We start from the raw sequence: 19,580 nt of genomic DNA, 5'->3' as shown, positions 1-19,580 counted from the left end.
GTCAAGCAGGGCGCCACGTGGTGAGATGGTCGTCGCTGAGCCCGTACTGCTCCTGCTGGGCGGTGAGCCACCGCGCGACCCGTGCGGCGAGCGGGCCGCCATGCCACCGGCGCAGCCACGGCAACAACTCGTACACTCCGGCAAGCAGGGGAATGACCTGCTCCCGCGACCAGTGCCCGGCCCGGGAGTCCACGAGCCAGATGAGGACTTCGGCCCGCTGTGCATCGTCCCAGCCAGCCCAGCCCACCACCATCGTGGGATCGTCGGCGAACACCACTCCCGGATAGGACACGAACCGTTCCCGGGGAAGGTCGAGCCTGCCCCGGTTGGCCCAATAGGACCGTGCCCGGAAGTCCGCTGCCGCATACGTGGGGGGCGGTGGAACGGCTGCCCGCTGCCCGGTGCTGTCCTCTTCCTGCTGGGCCGCCCACACCTCCTGCCAACGCGCGTACTTGTGCAGGCCCGCTGCCCGGTACCGGTAGGCGGCCAGGAAGGGGACGTGCTGGTCGGCGACGAGTTCCGCGAGCACGTCGGCCAGGCGGGCCTCGGGCTGCCCCAGGTATTCGTCGGCGTACCACTCGGCGACCGCGGCGACCGCGTCCCGGTCGGGGGCGCGCAGCAGGCGCTCAGCCAGGTCAGCAAGCGACCGGGGCCGCGGTACTTCCCGGCCGTCCTGAGCGTCGAACCACAGGTCGCGCTGTTCGCACCGGGACAGCAGCCAGTGCCGCAGCGCAGCTCCTTGCCGCTCCTGCCATGGCGGGCAGTGCCAGCGGCGCTTGTAGTCGGGGCTTTCCACGAGCGCCAGGTCGCGGCGTTTTTCGATGAGGTCGATGCGGGCTTCCACCACCCGGCGGTACTCTTCCGGCCAGTGTTGGGGGAGCTCGGTGACCGGGGTGATGGCGTTGCGGGCGAACCAGGTGGTGGCGGAGTCCCCTACCGCGATCTGGCGGGCGAGGACGATTTCGAAGGCCCGTTCTCCGGGAGCGATCTCGGGAATCCGGGCAGGGTCGGGGGCGAGCACGGCGGCAGCCTCGCTTTCGGAGAGCAGCCCGTAGAGTCCGTAGACCTGCCAGTCCAGTTCTTCGTGGAGCGCGACCATCCGGTGCCGGACGGTTTCGGAGGCGCGGCGGGCTTCAGCGAACCGCTGCCGAGTGGGTACTTCGCGGTCCGCGAGGGCGACCGGGTCCCAGGCGGCGGCTTGCCGTGCGAGCGTGTCCAGGCTCCGCCCGGGCTCGACGGGCAGGTGGGCGGGGAGCGGAAGGTTCCGCATCCGGGCCGCAGTGAACCGGTGGCGTTCCTCCCAGGATTCTTCCTGCGGGTCGCGCCAGGCCCCGCGGGGGTCCCGCTCAGGGTCCTGTTTGAGCCAGAAGCACACCGCGGAGGAGTTGAGCACTCCCAGCAGCCGCAGGTAGTCGTCTTCGGTGGCGCCCTCGGGGAGTTGCAGGACGGGGGCGGTGTGCCGGAGCACCATGCCGCCGCGGACCAGCGCGACGTGGGGGTGGGTGGCGGTCTCCGCGTAGGCGAGCAGCAGAGGGGCACGGTACCGGCCGGTGTGGAAGGCCGGGTACGCGTACCACAGCGGGCTGTGCTGGTCGGGGGTGCTGCTCTGGTCGGCCCGGCTGCGCAGCAGGGTCCGGTAGGGCCAGAGGAAGCGTTCCGCTTCGGGGGAGAGCTCCGGGGCGAGTGTTGCTGCCACGTACGGCCACAGGGAGACGACCGGGTCACTGATGTGGAAGTCTCGGATGGCGTCGCCGTCGGCTACGGGCCGCCGGTAGGCAGGGCTGATCCCGGCCCGGCGGAGGACGTCTTCGCCGACCATGGCACAGCAGTCGTCGCGGAGCCGCGCCATGGTCCCGATCTCTGCGACTCGGTCGCCGAGGCGCCCGGGGGCGGTGTCCAACTGCCGCCGCAGTTCGTCGGCGCCGTCACCGTTGAGCGACCACGGGTGGGCGATCCGCAGGTCGCGGTCGCTGTTACGGACCCGCACCCAGGAGGTTTCGATCCCGGGACGCTGGATGTTCTCCACGATGGAGCGCCACACCATGCCCTGGGCGGGGTTCTCCGGCGGGACGGGTTCCCTGCGTACGCCGAGGACTTCGCGGATTGGGTCAGCCCAGCCGCGGTCGGTGTTGCGGCCGACGACGATGGCGGTCGGAGCGGTGCGGCCGGGGATGACCGCGCCGGAGGTGTCGACGACGTGGGTGAGTTTCACGGTGCGGCCGTAGAAGTCTTCAACGAGCCGCCGGCCGAACTCGCGTCTGAGAAACGCACTGGGAGCGAACTGTGCCGCGAAACCCGCGCGTTCTCGGCTCGCCAACTGGAAGATCCGCTGCGCAAACGGGATGACCAGCGGATACGTCCCTGAGCATACGTCGTAGCGGGAACGGTAGGCGACGTTGTCCTGCGGGTCGCGTACCGGGACGGCGGGCGGACTCGTCACCACCACGTGGTAGCTGTTGCGGCCAAGCAGGTCGACGCGCCGCACCAAGTCCCCGATGTCTTCAGTGGTGTAGGTGAACACCCCGTCGGCGTCCAGGCTGTGGTCGGGGGGTGCGGCGTTCCGGCCATGCAGTAGCGCATCGCCCACCGCGATGTGGACGGGAAAGTCCGGGGCTTGGTCGAGGCGGCGTGCCCCGGTCTCCCGGAGCACGGCAATGAGCAGGCGGAACCGGGCGATGTTGGCCGCGAACGGGTTCTTGTCGCAGCCGTGGACCGAGTTCAGGGCTTTGCGGACGAGCTCCCACCGGTCCGCGCCGGGGCCTGCGGCCGCGCGGTTCCGGGCCAGGATGCGGGTGAACAGTCCGAGGAGGAACTCGCCGCTGCCGCAGGCCGGGTCCACGGTCCGCAGCCCGCGGTGCCGCCAAACGGGGGCGCCGGAGCTGTCGTGCACGTCGAGTTCGGGGTCCAGGCCGAATTCGTCGATCGCCGGTTCCAGGGTGAGGTCGAGCAGGAAGTCCACGACGAAGTCCGGCGTGGGCAGCAGGTCGTCGGCGGCGCGCGCCGACTCGCTGAGCTCTTGGTACAGCTCGGCGAGGAACCGCGTGTCCAGGTCAGGGTCGGTGAAGTCGTGGATGAGGGTGCCGTCGGGGCCGCGGCGGCGCCAGAACTCGAGCAGGGAGCCGATCGCTTCCACCCCAGGGGTGAGCTGCCACAGCGGGTTGTAGGAGCGGCTGAACAGCCCTTCAGTGGTGCGGTGGCATTTGGCGAGGTGGACGAAAGCAGAGATCAGCCAGTCGCGGTCGTTGAGGTTGGGGGTGGTGGCGAAGAACGCCCGCTGGCGGGCTTGGGCGGCAGCCAGCCGGTCGCCTGGGCCGGCGATCCAGGGCTGTTCGACGAGCCCGTTGTCTTCGCAGAACCGGACGAACAGCGTGCCGAGCACCCAGGCTGCTGCCACTTGGGTGATGCGCTCGTTCCGCCAGTCGGTGTAGGGGGCTGCGGTGCGTTGTGCCTGCCGGGCTGCGCGGTACTCCGTCTCTAGAACGGCCGCGTACTCGTCTTCTTCGCTGCGGGAGTGGAGGTCTTCTTCCAGAAGCGTGACCTGGTGACGTAGTTCCGTGAGTAGCTCACCTCGGTCTTTGTGGTCGGCCACCGCGCCTCCCTCGATGATTCGCTTCGGCTCTCCAGGCACACGCGCTTTTCATCCTGCCAGGTGCAGGCCTATGAGCAGGGGTGGAATACGAGATTCAGCCCCAGGTGAGGCTGCTGCCTACCAGGGCGGGGCATTTATGCCGAATCCGGGCGGGATGCGACCGGGTTTCGGGGCGGAAGAGGTTGGTGCAGGGAAAATCGCGAATCGACCCACGTGGCCAACGTGGAGGGGTAACATTCTGAAGCAGAGCATTCACCGAGCGTTGCAACTCGGTGTGTGCGGGGCCGTGTGGACAGTGGAGTCGCAAGGCGCTGGGGAGTGGTGACAGCCGTTTCCCACGGCTGCGGCGCCTGGATGAACGCGCCTGAACTCGGGTGGGCGGGCATCCCCGGCATGTCCCGTCCACCCGCCGCAGACGGGTCGTGTCCCGGCGTACCAGGGGGAGATGGAAAAAAGGGGGGCACGTCGGGACACGACCTCTACCAACACCGTCGTTACCCGTGAGGGCAGGGTTGACGGATGTCTCCCACCGGTGGCCACCGTGGTGGTCACCGGTTCCCTCACCGGCACGGGGCTGGCTGCCAGGTCAGGGCAAAGACAGCTCTTTGGCGCTGACGACGATTCCGTCTTCGTCGCTGTACAGCCATGCACCCGGAGTGAATACTACTTGACCGAAGGCAACATTCACGCCTACTTGGCCCGCGCCTGCCTTAGCGGACTTGCGGGGGTTGGAGCCCAGCGCCTTGATGCCGAGGGACAGCGTGGCCAGTTCGGCGACGTCGCGGACCGCGCCGTTGATCACCACTCCTGCCCAGCCGTTGCGTTCGGCAGCCCGGGCGATCATGTCGCCCATCAGCGCAGACCGCAGGGAGCTGCCCCCGTCGACGACGAGCACCCGGCCGTCCCCGGGCTGGTTGAGGACTTCTTTGACGAGGGCATTGTCTTCATGGCACTTGATGGTCTGGATGGGGCCGAAGAAGGCCCGTACCCCGCCGAACTGGCGGAACTGGAGCTCGCAACTGGCGAGTTCGTCACCGTAGGCGTCGATGAGGTCGGCAGTGGCGAAGGGTGTGGACATCGCGTCCTCCGCGGTTGTCGATAGCGGGGCCGGAATCGGTGCGGGAAGCCCCGGAAGCGTGGACGCGTCTTAAGTTACCCTCCGGTTTACTGCGTCCTTGCGGCCGGGTCGCCGCGACCGTCCCGGCCCGAGGCAGCACGGCGGCACGCCGTTCCCCGAGGGGGAGCCGCCGCGCAGTCGGCGGGCCGGAGCGCGGGCCCGGCGGGCTCAGGAGCGGTTCTCCTCCCACCGGCCAGGAAGCGGGCCTTCCGAGTAAGTCGTTCACCCGATCGGCAAGCGGCGCGCCTGATCCGCGACACGGCCGGATCCACCTCAGGGCCGCCCGAGAAACCATGCGCCGCGGCTTTTCCACAGCAAAGAGGGGCAGGTCATCCCGCATCGCGGGGCCTAGACGGCGGAACGCCCCCGATCAGAACGGGCCCGAGGACACCCGCATCGGCAGGCTACCGACCACAACACCCCTATTCCGGTCTTCCATTGGCCGAAATATGGTCGTCTGTTATTGCTGTCTGCTCAGTTCTCCACCGAAACCGGGTGCAGCTTGGGGACCAGCTGCCTCGCCACAGCAGGCCCGTTCGGGGGCGTGAAGCTTGCGGAACCCCCTCGCGAGTTCCGCGGCCCTGGAGAGCCGCGGGACAAGGCGGAAGGCACGCCGCCACCCGTCGAATGTCCCGGTGACGGTTCCAGGCCGAGGGCTGACAGACTGAAAGCGTGGCTACTCATCTGAAATCGCATGAGCTGTTCAACCGTGCCCGATCCGTCATCCCCGGCGGGGTGAACTCCCCGGTCCGGGCGTTCAAAGCGGTGGGCGGCACGCCTCCGTTCATGGTCTCCGGTAAGGGCCCGTACCTCACCGACGCCGACGGGAACACCTATGTGGACCTCATCTGCTCGTGGGGGCCGCTGATCCTCGGCCACGCCCACCCCGCAGTCGTTGAGGCACTGGCGAAAGCAGCCGCCCAGGGGACGTCCTACGGGGCGCCGACCGAAGCCGAGGTGGAGCTGGCAGAAGAGATCGTGTCGCGCACCCCGGTTGAGAAAGTGCGGCTGGTCAACTCGGGCACCGAGGCCACGATGTCCGCGATCCGCCTGGCCCGCGGGGCCACCGGGCGCGCCAAAGTGGTCAAATTCGCCGGAAACTACCACGGCCACGTGGACGCGCTGCTGGCCGCTGCCGGATCAGGGGTGGCCACCTTCGCCCTCCCCGACTCGCCGGGCGTGACCGGGGCCAGCGCAGCAGACACCATCGTGCTGCCCTACAACGACATCGCTGCGGTCGAAGCGGCCTTCGCCGAAGCCGGCGACGAGATCGCCTGCGTCATCGCCGAAGCCTGCCCCGCCAACATGGGTGTGGTCCCGCCCCGCGACGGTTTCAACGCCAAACTGCGGGAGATCACCGCCCGCCACGGGGCACTGCTCATCCTCGACGAGGTGCTCACCGGGTTCCGCGTCAGCCCGTCGGGATGGTACGGCCTTGAAGGAGTCGCCCCGGACCTCATGACCTTCGGCAAGGTCATGGGCGGTGGACTGCCCGCTGCCGCGTTCGGTGGACGCGCCGACCTGATGGACCAGCTCAGCCCGGAGGGCTCCGTCTACCAGGCGGGCACCCTGTCAGGCAACCCGCTGGCCACCGCCGCCGGCCTTGCCACCCTGCGGAACGCCACACCCGAGGTCTACGCGCACATCGACGCTGCCGCGGCGCGGGTCTCCGCCGCGGTGAGCGAGGCGCTGACCGCTGAAGGGGTGCCGCACCGCATCCAACACGGCGGCAACCTGTTCACGGTGTTCTTCACCGACACAGAAGTCGTCGACTTCGACGGCGCCCGCGCGCAGAACACCGCGCGGTACGCGGCGTTCTTCCAGGCGATGCTGGAGCAGGGCGTGTACCTGCCGCCCGCCGCATTCGAAGCGTGGTTCTTCTCCGCCGCGCATGACGACGCTGCCCTGGACCGGGTCGTCTCCGCGCTTCCTGCCGCGGCGAAAGCAGCCGCCCAGGTCGCCTAGCGGCACGCCACACCGACAGCACCCCTCGGCCCCGCCGCTCCGGGGCCGGGGGTGCTGTTTCCCTGTGCCGGAGGAAAGGCACGGGCGCTGCCCGGGCAGCAGCGCGGACGGGGTGCCGCGGGCTGTGGACGGTACGGCGAAGGGCCGTGGTCAGTCCACTTCCGCCCGAGTTGTGCCACAGTGGGAAACGGGTCAGGAACGAACCAGAAGGAAAACAGTCCGGCATATGTCCACGACCACCGTCATCCACCTGCTCCGGCACGGTGAAGTCCACAACCCCGAGGGAATCCTCTACGGCAGACTGCCCAACTTCCACTTGAGCGAGCGAGGGCGGCAGATGGCCGAACTCGCGGCGAAGTGGTTCACCGGGCGCGATATCGCGGTGCTGTACTCTTCGCCGCTGGAACGGGCCCGGGAGACTGCGGAACCCATCTCTGCCGCGTTCGGCCTGCCGATCACCGTGGACGAGCGGCTGGTGGAGGCGGCCAACCATTTCCAGGGCATGGCCTTCACCTCGCGTTCGATCGCCAACCCGCGCACCTGGCGCAGGCTGTACAACCCCTTCCTGCCCTCGTGGGGGGAGCCGTACCGCAAAATCGTGCAGCGGATGAACGAGGTGATCGGCCAGGTACGCAAAGAAGCGTGGGGCCGGGAAGCGGTGTGCGTCAGCCACCAGTTGCCCATCTGGGTGACCCGGCGGGCAGCAGAACAGCGGCGCCTGTGGCATCGGCCGGACCGGCGCCAGTGCAACCTGGCGAGCGTCACCTCGCTGACCTTCGAAGAGGAACGGCTGGTCGGCGTCTCCTACGCGGAACCGGCGGCTTCCCTCTACCCGGGCAGCTCCTCGGTTCCGGGTGCCTGAGCACGAGGCTTTCTGCCCTAGCCGCGTTCGGCCAGCGGCGGAAGCGGGTACGCTAGCCCTTTGGGCAACCGCCTCGGTTGGGGCGGCTCGCCCGGTGCCGCGCCCCGGCGGGGCGTCCGGCGCCTTCGAGACGGCGGGCCGGTCCCCTGTCCAAAGTCGCCCGTCGTGTCATGTCTCTGTCCGTGTCAAACCGAGGTGGTGATCCCATGGGGTCAGTTGTTAAAAAGCGTCGCAAGCGCATGGCGAAGAAGAAGCACCGCAAGCTTCTGAAGAAGACCCGCATCGCACGCCGCAACAAGAAGTAGGCTTTTCTGTCTCCGCGGACGCCTGACGGCGCCGACCCCCTGCCGGCCCCCAACGGCACGGCGGCCGGGCGACGCGGAGAAGAACCTCGCTACTGCCGCCAGCCAGTCGAAGGAGTCTCGATATGGCCCGCGTCGTGCTCGTTACCGGGGTCTCCGACTATCTGGGGGCCAGGGTGGCTACCGCGCTCCAAGACCATCCCGAAGTAGCCCGGGTGGTCGGGGTGGACTCGGTGGAACCCGAGCACCCGCTGGGGCGGGCGGAGTTCATCCGGGCTGAACTGCACGACGGCAGCCTTGCCGAGGCCGTCCAGGATTCCGGTGCAGACACGGTGCTGCACCTCCGGCTGGCTCTCGCACCGTCGCACAACGGGCGGGAAGACAGGACAGGCAACGGGGTCCTGGGCACGATGCAACTGCTGGCGGCCTGCCAGCGGTCTACGACCGTGCGCAGGCTTGTGGTGCGTTCGACGGTCGCGGTCTACGATTGTCTGTCCGAGCCAGGGCAGTCGGTTCCAGAAGCGACGAAGGCCCGGGCACGCAAGGCGGCACGGGCCCGCCTCCACGAGGCCATGGAAGCCGCCAAAGCGGAACGCTACGTCCGCGGCCTGGCCCGCCGCCGTCCCGACCTGTCGATCGCGGTGCTGCGCTTTGCCGATCTCATGGGCCCGTCGGTGGACTCTCCGCTCACGCGCTACCTGGGGCGGCGCTGGGTGCCGGTGCTCCCCGGCCACGACCCCCGGATGCAGTTCCTCCACGAGGACGACGGGGTGGAAGTGATCCGACGGATGGCGCTCGTCGATCGGGAAGGCGTGTTCGACGTGGCCGCTCCGGGGACGATCCCCTTGTCACAATGCCTGCGCCGGACCGGGCGGTCCATGAAGCTGCCGATGCCTGCCCCTGGACTGCGCGTGCTGAGCAGTCTGGCAGGCCGCGACCGGTTGGCCTACTCACCGGAGCAACTGCGGCGCTTGGGCACGCCCCGGATGCTGGACTGCACTGAGGTCCAGCGGGTCCTCAACTGGTCTCCGACCTACACCTCTCAGGAGGCCTTCGACAGTTACGTGGCTGCCTGGGCGGCGACCTCGCGTGTGCTTTCCGTGCGCCGGCGTCGCCCGGCACGCAGCACCTGAGCGGCGTAGCGGCCCGGTACGGGCTTTCTCTCCCCGCGTTCTCAACCGCGTCGACGATTCCGGAGCAGCCCGACGAGGGCTCCTCCGGCCAGGGCGCCTGCCATGGCGGACGGCAGGCCGACGGTGAGGGCGGTGCGGTGCCTGCGGAAGTCGTGCACCGGCCAGCCGTGCGCTTGGGCGTGCCGATGCAGAGCGTCGTCCGGGTTGACCGCGTTGGGGTGGCCTACCAGGGACAGCAGCGGAAGGTCGTTGTAGGAGTCGCTGTAGGCGGTGCACTGCGCGAGGTCGAGTCCTTCGAGCTTCGCGAGCTTGCGGACCGCTTCGGCTTTGGCAGCCCCGTGTAACAGGTCCCCCACGAGACGCCCCGTGTACACCCCGTTCACTGATTCGGCGACCGTGCCCAGCGCTCCGGTCAGCCCGAGGCGGCGTTTGATGATGTCGGCGAGTTCGACCGGGGTCGCGGTGACCAGCCAGACCCGCTGTCCGGCATTGAGGTGCCGGTAGACCAGCCGCCGGGCCCCTTCCCAGATGCGGTCGGCCACGGTCTCGTCGTAGATCTCCTCGCACAAGGCGACGAGGTCGGAGACCTTGCGCCCGGCGACGAACGCGAGCGCCGTTTCGCATGCCTCGTTGATGTGATGCCGCTGCTCCGCCCCGCTGAAGCGGAAAACGAGCTGCCCCCAGCCGAAGCGGATCAGGTCGCGGGTGGTGAAGAGCTTCCGTGCTGCCAGTCCGCGGGCGAAGTAGTAGAGCGAGGCGCCGCGCATCAGCGTGTTGTCCACGTCGAAGAAGGCGGCGGTGCGGTCGAAACTGGGCGAGCGCGGTACCGGAGAGGAGAGTCGGGTCGACGCCGTGACGGAGGCCGCTCCGGTGAATGCGGTACGGCTGGGGCCACGGTCTCGGAGACGGCTCCACATGGAACTGAGCCTACGGCCCGAGATGCCGGATGAGTCCGTCATAGCAGATCCCCACCTATGATGAGTGAGGTAAGTCACAGATACCTGTTAGGTGTGACCGTTATGCGAGAATGATCCCGCTCTTTTGGTGGTCCGTTCCGGGAACGAATGCTCGTTCCGCCCGGAAAGTGCAGCATCATTGTCGGGATGGTCGAGGTAGGACTTGCATTCGTTTGCGCCCTGGTGGCGTGGAGCGCCACCGCGTCACTCGGTGTGCGCGCATACCGGTACCCGGACATCGCCACCATCGCCTGGGCGGTCTCCGCGACGGCCACCGCGATCGCGCTGAGCGCGGCGTTCCCCGCGGCGCTGCTGGACTTCTCCAACGCCACCTTCCGGCTCCTGCACATCGGGATCGGGCTCATCGGCCCGCTCTTCCTGGGCTGGGGCGCCATCGAATACACGGTGGAGTCGCCCCGCGGACGGTTCGGCACCCGTCTCGTCGTCACCACGCTCACCATCGTCCCGCTGGTGATCCTCACCATGGACCGGTTGCGTGGACGCTACGACACCAGCTACCCGGCGGCGGCCGACCACTACGACGTCATCCCGATGTTCGTCCTCACCCTCGTCCATCTCTTCGTCCTCGTGGCGCTCATCACCGGGGCGGCCCTTGCTGGAGTGCGCCTCTCCCGGGACCCCGAACGAGGACAGCGCGAACTGGGCGTGGTGGGGCTGATCGCGCTGGCAGCGCTTCTGGAGATCCTCGTCAGCCGGTTCGGTCTCGGCATCCTCGGCCAGCTCATGATGCTCGGTGCAGTATCCGCCCTGTGGGCTGCGGTGCACCGGGCCAGCGCCCCCGCCCGGCGCGGAGGACGGCGCCGGGTCCGCGACCACGACGAGGACGACTTCTTCGACGACGAGATTGACGACGAGGACGAGGAGGAAGAGCCAGTGCGGCGCAGACGGCGCAGGGCCGACTACGACGAGGACGACGAAACTCCCGCCCGGGGTCGGCGGAGGAGAAGCGAATACGACGACTACGAGGAAGACGGGGAGCCCGCACCGCGTTCCCAGGTCTCCCGACTGCAAGGCATCATCACCATCTACACGCTCCGGGAAGGCCACGAAGACCTCTTCGACGCCTGCGTCGCCGACGTCGTTGACGAAGTCGCCCGCCAGGAACCCGACACCCTCCTGTACGCCTGCCACACAGTGGCCAGCTCCCCCCAGCAGCGCATCGTCTACGCCATCTACCGCGACCGGCTCGCCTACGAAGAACACGAACAGCAGCCGCACGTCATCGACTTCGCGCGGCGTTCCGCCAGGTACGTGGTCGCCACCAACGTCATCGAGCTCTCCCTGTCCGGTGCGGTGGCGGGCGAGCGGCTGCTCGACATGCTCATGCCGGAGTAGAAGCGAGGGAGCCGAGCAGTGCCGGAGACAAGGTCATCCTGTGCGTTTCCTCAAAGTTCGCTGGGATACTCCGGTGCAAAACCAGGCCAACAGGACGAGTGCAGTAATCTCCTACCGATACCCGCGTCCGGTGCGTTATAAGCGCAGCGCGGCTCGCCGAATCGACGGAGTGTTCTGGAAACCCGATGAGAAAGTTCCTCGTCCTCCTGATTTTCCTGCTGGTGCTGCTAGCAGTCGCCGACAGGGGGGCGCACTACGCGGCAGAGAGCGAAATCGCCAAGCGGATTTCCTACCAGTACGAGATGGCGGCCAAACCCGAGGTCACCATCGGCGGCTTCCCGTTCCTCACCCAGGCCATCGGCGGGAACTATCAGGAGATCCACGTGGTCACCGGCGCGATGACGGTCGAGGAGGTGCAGGTCGACCGGGTCGATGTGACACTGACCGACGTCCAGGCGCCTTTCGCTGACCTGTTGACGGAACCCAGGGTGGTCGCCGGGGGAGTCGAAGGCACCGTGCTGCTCCCCTACAGCGAACTGCAGAAGCGACTGCCCCAAGGCATCGTGATCGAGACCGCTAACGGAACGCCGCGCATGTCCGGCGACCTCGCCTACCAAGGGTTCAGCGTCTCGCTCTCCAGCGAATTCCGCATCGAGGTGAACGGCGACGAACTCACCGTCACCCCGGACAACATCGAATTGGGCGAGGAATTCGTGCCGGTGAGCACCGTGGAGAGCATGCTCACGCTCACCATGAAACTGCCCCGGCTCCCCTTCGACCTCGAAGTGACCGGGGTCGAGCTGCTGCCCAACGGTATCCAGGCGACCGCCGTGGGGAGCAACGTGCCGATCGTCGGCAGCACACCGCAGGAATAGCCCGCAGCAACGTCTGTGTCAGGGCCGCTCACGCAGGGCGGCCCTGCTGCGTTTCCCCTGTGAAACAACCCACCCGTGACATTCCCCGCTTAAGCACGTACCATCGTCTGCGTGACTCTTCTGACAGATGCGCTTTTGACGAAGCGACGCGCTATCGACTTCTGCCGTGTCGCCACGGCGCTCTGTCCCCTTGCCCGTTAGAGCGCAATCGCTCACGGCCGCGCGGCTGTTTTCCGCCGCCCCTCTCCGTTTCCCCCACCGTTGCGCACCGAGCCGACTGCCCTGACGCGGGCAAGCGCCGGCTGCGCTGAGCACTACGTCCGATCCGATCCGCAGACAACCGCTGGCCGCAGCAGACTTCCCAGATCACCAGCATTCCGTGCCGGCAAGTATGCACACCGTCTCAGAGCGGTAGAACGCACACTAAGGAGGTTCCCCATGAGCCGCGCCGACGTCCTTGTGGACGCCGACTGGGTGGAGGCTCACCTGGACGACCCGAACGTCGTGATCGTCGAGGTCGACGAGGACACCTCGGCCTACGACAAGGGCCACATCCGCAACGCGATCAAGCTCGACTGGAGGAAGGACCTCCAGGACCCGGTCCGCCGCGACTTCGTCGACAAGGCCGGGTTCGAGGCACTGATGTCCGAGCGCGGTATCGCCAACGACCACACCGTGGTGCTCTACGGCGGCAACAACAACTGGTTCGCCGCCTACGCCTACTGGTACTTCAAGCTCTACGGCCACGAGAAGGTGCGCCTGCTCGACGGCGGCCGCAAGAAGTGGGAGCTGGACTCCCGCGAGCTGGTCACCGAGGTGCCGGAGCGCCCGAAGACCAACTACGTCGCCAAGGAGCAGGACACCTCCATTCGCGCCTTCCGCGACGAGGTCGTCGACGCGATCGGCAAGAAGGCCCTCGTCGACGTCCGTTCCCCCGACGAGTTCGTTGGCAAGCTTCTGGCCCCCGCGCACCTGCCCCAAGAGGTCTCCCAGGTTCCCGGCCACATCCCCACCGCCCGCAACGTCCCGTGGGCCAAGGTCGTGAACGAGGACGGTACCTTCAAGTCCGACGAGGAGCTCCGGAAGCTGTACGAAGAGGCCGGGGTCGACCTGGACAAGGAGATCATCGCCTACTGCCGGATCGGTGAGCGCTCCTCTATCGCGTGGTTCGCGCTCCACGAGCTCCTCGGCCTGCCGAACGTGAAGAACTACGACGGATCCTGGACCGAGTACGGATCTCTGGTCGGTGTTCCGGTGGAACTGGGAGAAGCCAAGTGAGCACTTGCGGAGCCCCTGCTGGAGGGGTGGCACTCGCAGACGTCAACGTGGGGAACCAGGCAGTCATCCAGGGCCGGGTGACCCGGGACGGCCAGCCGCTTGCCAGCGCCTACGTACGTCTGCTCAACTCCTCCGGCGACTTCGTCGGCGAGGTTGTGACCAACGAGGAGGGCACCTTCCGCTTCTTCGCCGCGGACGGCGAATGGAAGGTGCGGGTGCTGGCCTCCGGCGGTTTCACCGCTGAATACACGGTGACTGCCGAGGTCGGCAAGGCCGTCGAACTCAGCGTTCAGGCCTAGCCAGCCCGTTCTCGTTGACCTTTCCTCCACCGGTGGCGGCAGGCGGGTCCCCTGCCGCCACCGGTGACGTTCTTCTGCGGCAGTACCGCGGAAAGCCAGTATCCGCAGAGCCGGGGCTGTGCGCGGTCCCGCCGTTGCCGCCCGCGAAAGTGCCGCGTTCTGTCCTCATGAACCGGACGGGGCGTGCGGTGCTCCTGCTGCCCCGCCCCGAGCGGCACGACCGCACTGCCACCGGGGCTGTATGCCCCAGCCGAAGGGACCCCAGCGCGCACCCGCGCAGCGCGCAGACCACGTTCTGACCAGCGTTGTCCTCGCCGCTCGCCCCCGGGTAGCCCCAGAGCCGTCCCCGTATTTGGCCGCACCGCCAAGGGCGCATCCTTACCCAAAGGGGAGCAATGAGGGGACTATGCCGACAACAGGAGTGAAGCTAGGCTCTTGGCCATGCGTGACGCAGACATCGTGCACGCGATCGCGAAGGACGAGCGGGACGGGCTGAGCGCGGCGTACCGGGCCTACGCCGACCGCCTCTACGACTACAGTCTGGTCACGCTTGACGACGCTGAAGCCGCCGCTGACACGGTGCACGACGTCTTCCTCATCGCACGCGAACAGATCGCCCGCTTGCGGGACACCCACGCACTCCGCCCCTGGCTCTATGCGCTCACCCGTGCCCAATGCCACCGGGCATTGCGTCTCCGCGACGGCCATCCACCTCCCGACCTGCTGGACGGGCACCCCTCCCACGCCACCCTGTCCCCCGACGATCCCCGACTCCTCCTCCACGAAGCCCTCTGCGGTCTTCCCCCGCACGAACGCGAAATCCTCCACCTGACCGTGCGACACCAGCTCGCAGGACCAGAACTGGCCGCAATTCTCGGGACCAGCCGCAGGCGCGCCGACGCGAGAGCCGCTGCAGCGCACGCGAGTTTTACCGACGCGGTCGGCGTCCTCCTCGCCGTCCGGCGCACAGAAGCGCACTGCCCGGCGCTGCGCACCCTCCTCCAGCCGTGGGACGGCGGGCACCTCACTCCGGCGTGGCGCAAACGCATCACCCGCCACCTGAGGACGTGCCCGGACTGCGACCGCACCCGAGCGGCCCTCCCCGCCCCCGACGCACTGCGGGACGCCTTCCCCCTCACCGCGCCGCCCGCGTTCCTCCACGACCAGCTGTTGACCAACGCTTTCGACCCCGGCCTCGCCGCCCACCACGCCGAGTTCGCCGCCCAAGCCGGCCCGTACCGGAACGACGGCTTCCCCGCCACCGGCGGCCCTGCCGAGGAGACCGCCCTGCCGTGCACTCGGCTGCCCGCCGTCCTGACCCTGGCCGCCGCCCTCCTGTTCCTCGTGCTCATCGGCTGGGCCGCGCTCCCCCTCCTCACCGCTGTGGTGACCGGAAGCACCGGCGTGGAAGCAATCCCCGTCGTCTCACTCGAACCCGCCGAGCCGCCCAGCCCTGCCTCCTCCCCGCACAGTTGACCCGCCCGGCGCTGCCCCGCAGCAGTCGGCCGCCCAAGGCCGCAGCGCAGAAGCGGGGAGCGTGGGGGTGCTTTCCACAAACCTGTGACACCATGGCTACGAATTGGCCACGATCGTGTCTATCGCCTGAGGACTCGCTAGTTTGTCCCCTCGTAGCCGGGTGGGAGGTTGTGAGCGGTGCCCGACGACCGAGCGGAGCGGAAACGGCCGGGCAGGCCTTTTCTCGGTTGGCGCTACCAGACCCTGGTCCCCCCGCCAGGGCCGCCGCCGCGCCGCCCCACGCCCCCGGAGCGGGTCGACTACGACCTTGATTGGGAGAAGGCCAGGCTCCGCGCGGAAGCCGAGACCAACCGGCCGCTCCTGTTCGGACTGTGCCTGCTCGTCCTCATCGGCACCGTGCTGCTCCTGCTGACCATCGTCGGGGTCATGCCGCTCCTGCTCTCCCTCGTCGGCTGTCTCGCCTGCCTGGCCGTGGCCTTTCCCGTCCTGCTCATGCTCATTCAGAGCCGCAGCGACATGGGGGAACTGTTATCCCGGGAGCGAGCGAAAAGACGCGCGGAACAGGAACGCCGAGAACGAGAGCTCTGGGAGCGCCAGGAAGAACACGCCGCCCGATACACCGAATGGCAGCACCGCAAACGCGTCTATGAGGCCCAGCCCCGCTGGTATGCCGTGGAAATCCCCGAAGGCACCCAGCGGGTAGCCGCCGTGGGAGGAGCCGAGGCGGGATGGTCCGCGCTGCTCACCACGCTCGGAGCCGCACTGATCAAAGAAGGCGGCGACCTCACCGTCGTGGACCTGTCGGGGCGCGCGGTCGCCGAACAGTTCGTGTCCCTCACCCAGCGCTGCGGCCTCATCCCCCGGATCTGGGTGCTGCCCGCCGACCTGCCCCGGGTCAAGATCGGCGCTCACCTCAGCGCCCGGCGCCGTGCCGCCATCCTCGCCGCCACCGCCCAGGCCGTGGAGCCCGGGGACGAAATCGCTGCCCGCCGCAGCATCCTGGAACGGATCTTCGCTGTCCTGGGCAAGGACGCAGAAATCGTCCACGTCGTTGCCGCCCTGGGACTGCTCGCCCTCCCCGACGACGGCGACACCGCCGACGATCCGGCCCACCTCCTGCTCACCCGGGAAGAACGCGAAAAACTCCGCGCCGCGTTCGCCGACGAGCCTGACGTGGCAGTCCGCGCTGCCGCGCTGCACCGCGCCCTGCTCCCCTTCGAAGGACTGGGGATCAAGGCGGAACGCGAGCCCTATGCCCAGGTGAAGATCATCGCCACCGACCGCAGCGTCGGAGAGTTCGCGGAACGCGCCTACGGAACCTACACCGTCGAAGCGCTGAGCACCCTACTGGACCTGCGGGCGGCCCGCGGCAAACCGGGACGGCCGTGGGCGCGCATGATCATCCTGTGCGGCGCTGATGCACTCCCCGAGTGGGCGGTGCGGCGCCTGAGCGACGCGGCAGCGCGACTCGCCACCGGAGTGGTGCTGCTCTACCGGCGAGCCAGCGAGAACGCCCTGGCCCAACTGCGCGCCGACGGAACCCTCCCCGTGGTCATGCGCCAACCGGACGCTGCAGCAGCCGCGGCCGCCGCAGCCTTCCTCGGCGCAGACCACGCGGGGCGGATCCACCGCCTCACCGAGATCGTCGGCACTGCTCTGGACGGCGCCACTGCCGACGGGTACACCACCGATGCCTCCTACCAGGTCACCGCGGCCGCACCGGTCCGCTACGCCGCGAAGTCCATTGCTCCGCTGACCCTGGCCCGGCACATCCGCTCCGCCACCGCCTGGGGGAACGCCACCGGGCAAGCCGCCGAACACGACACCCTGTCCGCCGAGTCGGACACCGACCGGATGACCACCCAGAAGTTCGACGTCTACGGGCTGCAGCACCTGCCGCCCACCGCCATGATCATCCCCGAGCGGGGAGACGCGCCGATCATCGTCGACGCCAACCCGGGCATCCTCACCCTGCCCACCGCCACCCTGCAAACCGTGGCGGACGCCACCGCCCTCACCGAACAGGCCCTCGCCGACGTGGGCGCAGACGAGGTCGTGGCCCACATCGGCCCGCCCCCGGAGCGGCTCGACTGGCGGCGGTCCGCAGGGTGAGGGCGCGCACTACGCCGCGGCCAGGAAACCCGACAGCGCGGCACAACCGGATATTTCCCGCCTCAGAACCGTGCAAGAGTGTGTTCCCGCAGTGTTTCGGACATATGAAATTAAGAGCGACCCGAGGTGTGATGACGGTTTGTCTCCCCGCCAGGGCAATAGGCTTGAGCTGCCGCCTGTAGCGAAGGCGTTGTGCATTTCTTCTATCGAACGTTGTGGGGATCAATGAGCGAACTTCCCTTGCGTGCCCAGCTTGCTGCCGCGCTGGGTAGGGGTGCGGCCTCGTTGTCCCGGGCTACCGGACGCGGCGACGGCTCGGTCATCGGGGGGCGAATCGCGCTCAAGGTCGAACCGAACCTGCTTGCCGAACTCGCCCGTGGACGTCGGATCGCCCTGATCAGTGCCACCAACGGAAAAACCACCACGACCAGACTGATCGCTGCAGCGCTGCGCGAGATCGGTGAGATCGCCACCAACGAGCACGGCGCGAACATGCCGACCGGTCACATCACCGCGCTGGCCAACAACCCCAAAGCCCTGATCGGCGTTCTCGAAACCGACGAAAAATACTTGCCGCAGGTGCTCCGGGAAACCAACGCGGTCGTGGTCGTGCTGATGAACCTGAGCCGCGACCAGATGGACCGCGCCTCCGAAATCAACCTGCTGGCCAAGAAATGGCGGGAAGCACTAGCAGCCAGCCAGGCGCACGTCGTCGCCAACGCCGACGACCCGCTGGTCGCCTGGGCAGGGCTTGCCGCGCCCCACGCCACCTGGGTGGCGGCCGGGCAGCGGTGGAAAGAAGACTCGTGGTGCTGCCCCGAATGCGGGGGGCACCTCAAACGCGACCCCGACCCGCACTGGGAGTGCCCCGAATGCGGCCTCAGCCGGCCGTACACCACCTGGTCGCTGGACAACGCCACCGACACCGTCACCGACCCGGAAGGGAAGACGCACCGGCTCCAACTGCGGCTGCCGGGTGACGCCAACCGTTCCAACGCGGTGATCGCGCTGGCCACTGCCGCCGCCTACGGGCTCCGCCCCGAACAGGCACTCCCTCGGATGCGGGAGATCGAGTCGGTGGCCGGGCGCTACACCTCCATCGTCACCAAAGGGGTCGAAGTCCGGCTCCTGCTGGCGAAGAACCCCGCTGGATGGCTGGAGTCGTTCGCGATCCTGGACCCGCCCCGGGTGCCGGTCATCCTCTCCGTCAACGCCCAGGTCGCCGACGGCCGCGACACCTCGTGGCTGTGGGACGTGGACTACACCGTGCTCCGCGGGCGCCGTGTCTTCGTGATGGGGGAGCGCCGCACCGACCTCGCCCTGCGGTTGGAGACCGACGAAGTGCCCTTCGAGATCGCGGACAGCGTCGACCAGGCGCTCACCCGCCTCAAAACCGAGCAGCCCGACATCACCAAGGTCGATGTGATCGCCAACTACACCGCGTTCCAGCAGATCCGCACGGCCTACGGACGAGTCCAGTAGAAGGGGAGCCCATGAGCGACACCAGCAGCACCCTGCGGATCGTGTGGATTTACCCCGACCTCCTCAGCACGTACGGCGACCGGGGCAACGTGCTGATTCTCCGGAGGCGCGCCGAACTGCGCGGCATCCCCACCGAGGTCGTGCGGGTCCACTCCAGCGACCCGGTCCCGGAAGAAGGGGACGTCTACCTGCTCGGCGGCGGGGAAGACCGGCCGCAGATCCTCGCCGCGCAGCGGCTGCGCGCCGACGGCGGCTTGAAGCGGGCCGCGGAGCGGGGAGCCGTCGTCTTCGCGGTCTGCGCCGGATACCAGATCATCGGCGAAACCTACGGTGACGACCAGAACAACCCGCTGCCCGGCGTGGGCATCCTCGACGTGCGCAGCGGCCGCGGAGACACGCGGGCGGTGGGGGAGATCGTCGCCGACGTCGACCCGGCGCTCGGCGTGGGGCGGATCACCGGCTTCGAAAACCACCAGGGCCGCACCGCGATCGGGCCCGCGGCCCGGCCCCTGTCGACCACGGTGCGTGGGGTCGGCAACGACGGCACCACCGAAGGCGCCTACCAGGGCACCGTGATCGGCACCTACCTGCACGGACCGGCGCTGCCCCGCAACCCGGCCCTTGCCGACCTGCTGCTGCGCTGGCGGGTCGGCGAGATTCCGCCGCTCCCGCCGTCCTGGGGCGAGCGGCTCCACGAGGAGCGGCTGGCCGCCGCGCTCTAGGCGGGCAACGAGAAAGGACCGTGCCGCAGCGGCACGGTCCTTCGTGTTTCCTCTCG

General features: G+C 68.4%; 16 protein-coding genes. 13 read left to right on the top strand and 3 right to left on the bottom strand.

What is annotated here, in order from left to right:
- Position 1: 1 nt before the first annotated feature.
- Both pglX and rraA read right to left on the bottom strand, forming a co-directional pair.
- On the bottom strand, positions 2 to 3,589 hold the full coding sequence (gene pglX / locus TF1_RS08625) for a BREX-2 system adenine-specific DNA-methyltransferase PglX (RefSeq protein WP_255266158.1): 3,588 nt from the start codon (positions 3,587 to 3,589) through the stop codon (positions 2 to 4).
- Between the two features lie 586 nt (positions 3,590 to 4,175).
- The gene (gene rraA / locus TF1_RS08620) at positions 4,176 to 4,667 is read right to left on the bottom strand and encodes a ribonuclease E activity regulator RraA (protein WP_011293150.1); all 492 of its coding nucleotides are present in this window, start codon (positions 4,665 to 4,667) and stop codon (positions 4,176 to 4,178) included.
- Between the two features lie 711 nt (positions 4,668 to 5,378).
- On the opposite strand from rraA, the gene hemL reads away from it, so the two are divergent.
- From hemL to TF1_RS08605, 4 genes are all read left to right on the top strand, one after another.
- Positions 5,379 to 6,671, top strand: coding sequence for a glutamate-1-semialdehyde 2,1-aminomutase (hemL, locus tag TF1_RS08615; RefSeq protein ID WP_011293149.1), 1,293 nt, complete (start codon positions 5,379 to 5,381; stop codon positions 6,669 to 6,671).
- 226 nt (positions 6,672 to 6,897) lie between these two features.
- The gene (locus TF1_RS08610; protein ID WP_011293148.1) at positions 6,898 to 7,533 is read left to right on the top strand and encodes a histidine phosphatase family protein; all 636 of its coding nucleotides are present in this window, start codon (positions 6,898 to 6,900) and stop codon (positions 7,531 to 7,533) included.
- 206 nt (positions 7,534 to 7,739) lie between these two features.
- Entirely contained in the window at positions 7,740 to 7,838 is a 99-nt protein-coding gene (locus tag TF1_RS15850; RefSeq protein WP_011293147.1) for a 30S ribosomal protein bS22, read from the top strand.
- 122 nt (positions 7,839 to 7,960) lie between these two features.
- Complete coding sequence (locus tag TF1_RS08605; protein WP_011293146.1) at positions 7,961 to 8,968, top strand: NAD-dependent epimerase/dehydratase family protein; 1,008 nt, start codon at positions 7,961 to 7,963, stop codon at positions 8,966 to 8,968.
- Between the two features lie 41 nt (positions 8,969 to 9,009).
- Here the strand turns inward: TF1_RS08605 and TF1_RS08600 are convergent, their stop codons facing one another.
- Positions 9,010 to 9,927 carry an HAD family hydrolase gene (locus TF1_RS08600; protein ID WP_011293145.1) on the bottom strand — a complete coding sequence of 306 codons (918 nt, stop codon included), beginning with the start codon at positions 9,925 to 9,927 and terminating at the stop codon, positions 9,010 to 9,012.
- Between the two features lie 144 nt (positions 9,928 to 10,071).
- On the opposite strand from TF1_RS08600, the gene TF1_RS08595 reads away from it, so the two are divergent.
- The 9 genes from TF1_RS08595 (at position 10,072) to TF1_RS08560 (ending at position 19,524) form a co-directional block, all read left to right on the top strand.
- Positions 10,072 to 11,280 (top strand): antibiotic biosynthesis monooxygenase, encoded by a 1,209-nt coding sequence (locus TF1_RS08595; RefSeq protein ID WP_016189272.1) that lies wholly within the window; start codon positions 10,072 to 10,074, stop codon positions 11,278 to 11,280.
- Between the two features lie 185 nt (positions 11,281 to 11,465).
- Complete coding sequence (locus TF1_RS08590) at positions 11,466 to 12,155, top strand: LmeA family phospholipid-binding protein (protein ID WP_011293143.1); 690 nt, start codon at positions 11,466 to 11,468, stop codon at positions 12,153 to 12,155.
- A 111-nt stretch (positions 12,156 to 12,266) separates the two neighbouring features.
- The gene (locus TF1_RS16640; protein WP_353801228.1) at positions 12,267 to 12,356 is read left to right on the top strand and encodes a putative leader peptide; all 90 of its coding nucleotides are present in this window, start codon (positions 12,267 to 12,269) and stop codon (positions 12,354 to 12,356) included.
- 237 nt (positions 12,357 to 12,593) lie between these two features.
- Positions 12,594 to 13,433, top strand: a complete 840-nt coding sequence (locus tag TF1_RS08585) for a sulfurtransferase (RefSeq protein WP_011293142.1) — start codon at positions 12,594 to 12,596, stop codon at positions 13,431 to 13,433.
- The gene (locus tag TF1_RS08580) at positions 13,430 to 13,732 is read left to right on the top strand and encodes a DUF1416 domain-containing protein (protein WP_011293141.1); all 303 of its coding nucleotides are present in this window, start codon (positions 13,430 to 13,432) and stop codon (positions 13,730 to 13,732) included. The genes TF1_RS08585 and TF1_RS08580 overlap by 4 nt, the downstream gene beginning before the upstream one ends.
- Positions 13,733 to 14,173: 441 nt before the next feature.
- Entirely contained in the window at positions 14,174 to 15,208 is a 1,035-nt protein-coding gene (locus TF1_RS08575) for an RNA polymerase sigma factor (RefSeq protein WP_011293139.1), read from the top strand.
- A 177-nt stretch (positions 15,209 to 15,385) separates the two neighbouring features.
- Positions 15,386 to 17,320 carry a hypothetical protein gene (locus TF1_RS08570; RefSeq protein WP_016189271.1) on the top strand — a complete coding sequence of 645 codons (1,935 nt, stop codon included), beginning with the start codon at positions 15,386 to 15,388 and terminating at the stop codon, positions 17,318 to 17,320.
- Positions 17,321 to 17,545: 225 nt separating this feature from the next.
- A complete protein-coding gene (locus tag TF1_RS08565; protein WP_011293137.1) occupies positions 17,546 to 18,802 on the top strand; it encodes a MurT ligase domain-containing protein in 1,257 nt (418 codons plus the stop codon).
- A gap of 11 nt (positions 18,803 to 18,813) precedes the next feature.
- On the top strand, positions 18,814 to 19,524 hold the full coding sequence (locus TF1_RS08560; protein ID WP_011293136.1) for a type 1 glutamine amidotransferase: 711 nt from the start codon (positions 18,814 to 18,816) through the stop codon (positions 19,522 to 19,524).
- Positions 19,525 to 19,580 lie beyond the last annotated feature (56 nt).

The sequence above is a fragment of the Thermobifida fusca NBRC 14071 = JCM 3263 genome (genome assembly GCF_001592045.1).
GTDB lineage: Bacteria > Actinomycetota > Actinomycetes > Streptosporangiales > Streptosporangiaceae > Thermobifida > Thermobifida fusca.
The sequence above is the reverse complement of the archived record's forward strand: the minus strand, read 5'-3'. Positions and strand labels throughout refer to the sequence as shown.

What these genes read in the sequence shown, in the direction of transcription:
- rraA (WP_011293150.1), bottom strand. Translation starts at nt 4,667, where the DNA reads ATGTCCACACCCTTCGCCACTGCCGACCTCATCGACGCCTACGGTGAC.
- TF1_RS08610 (WP_011293148.1), top strand. Translation starts at nt 6,898, where the DNA reads ATGTCCACGACCACCGTCATCCACCTGCTCCGGCACGGTGAAGTCCAC.
- TF1_RS15850 (WP_011293147.1), top strand. Translation starts at nt 7,740, where the DNA reads ATGGGGTCAGTTGTTAAAAAGCGTCGCAAGCGCATGGCGAAGAAGAAG.
- TF1_RS08605 (WP_011293146.1), top strand. Translation starts at nt 7,961, where the DNA reads ATGGCCCGCGTCGTGCTCGTTACCGGGGTCTCCGACTATCTGGGGGCC.
- TF1_RS08600 (WP_011293145.1), bottom strand. Translation starts at nt 9,927, where the DNA reads ATGACGGACTCATCCGGCATCTCGGGCCGTAGGCTCAGTTCCATGTGG.
- TF1_RS08595 (WP_016189272.1), top strand. Translation starts at nt 10,072, where the DNA reads ATGGTCGAGGTAGGACTTGCATTCGTTTGCGCCCTGGTGGCGTGGAGC.
- TF1_RS08590 (WP_011293143.1), top strand. Translation starts at nt 11,466, where the DNA reads ATGAGAAAGTTCCTCGTCCTCCTGATTTTCCTGCTGGTGCTGCTAGCA.
- TF1_RS08585 (WP_011293142.1), top strand. Translation starts at nt 12,594, where the DNA reads ATGAGCCGCGCCGACGTCCTTGTGGACGCCGACTGGGTGGAGGCTCAC.
- TF1_RS08575 (WP_011293139.1), top strand. Translation starts at nt 14,174, where the DNA reads ATGCGTGACGCAGACATCGTGCACGCGATCGCGAAGGACGAGCGGGAC.
- TF1_RS08565 (WP_011293137.1), top strand. Translation starts at nt 17,546, where the DNA reads ATGAGCGAACTTCCCTTGCGTGCCCAGCTTGCTGCCGCGCTGGGTAGG.
- TF1_RS08560 (WP_011293136.1), top strand. Translation starts at nt 18,814, where the DNA reads ATGAGCGACACCAGCAGCACCCTGCGGATCGTGTGGATTTACCCCGAC.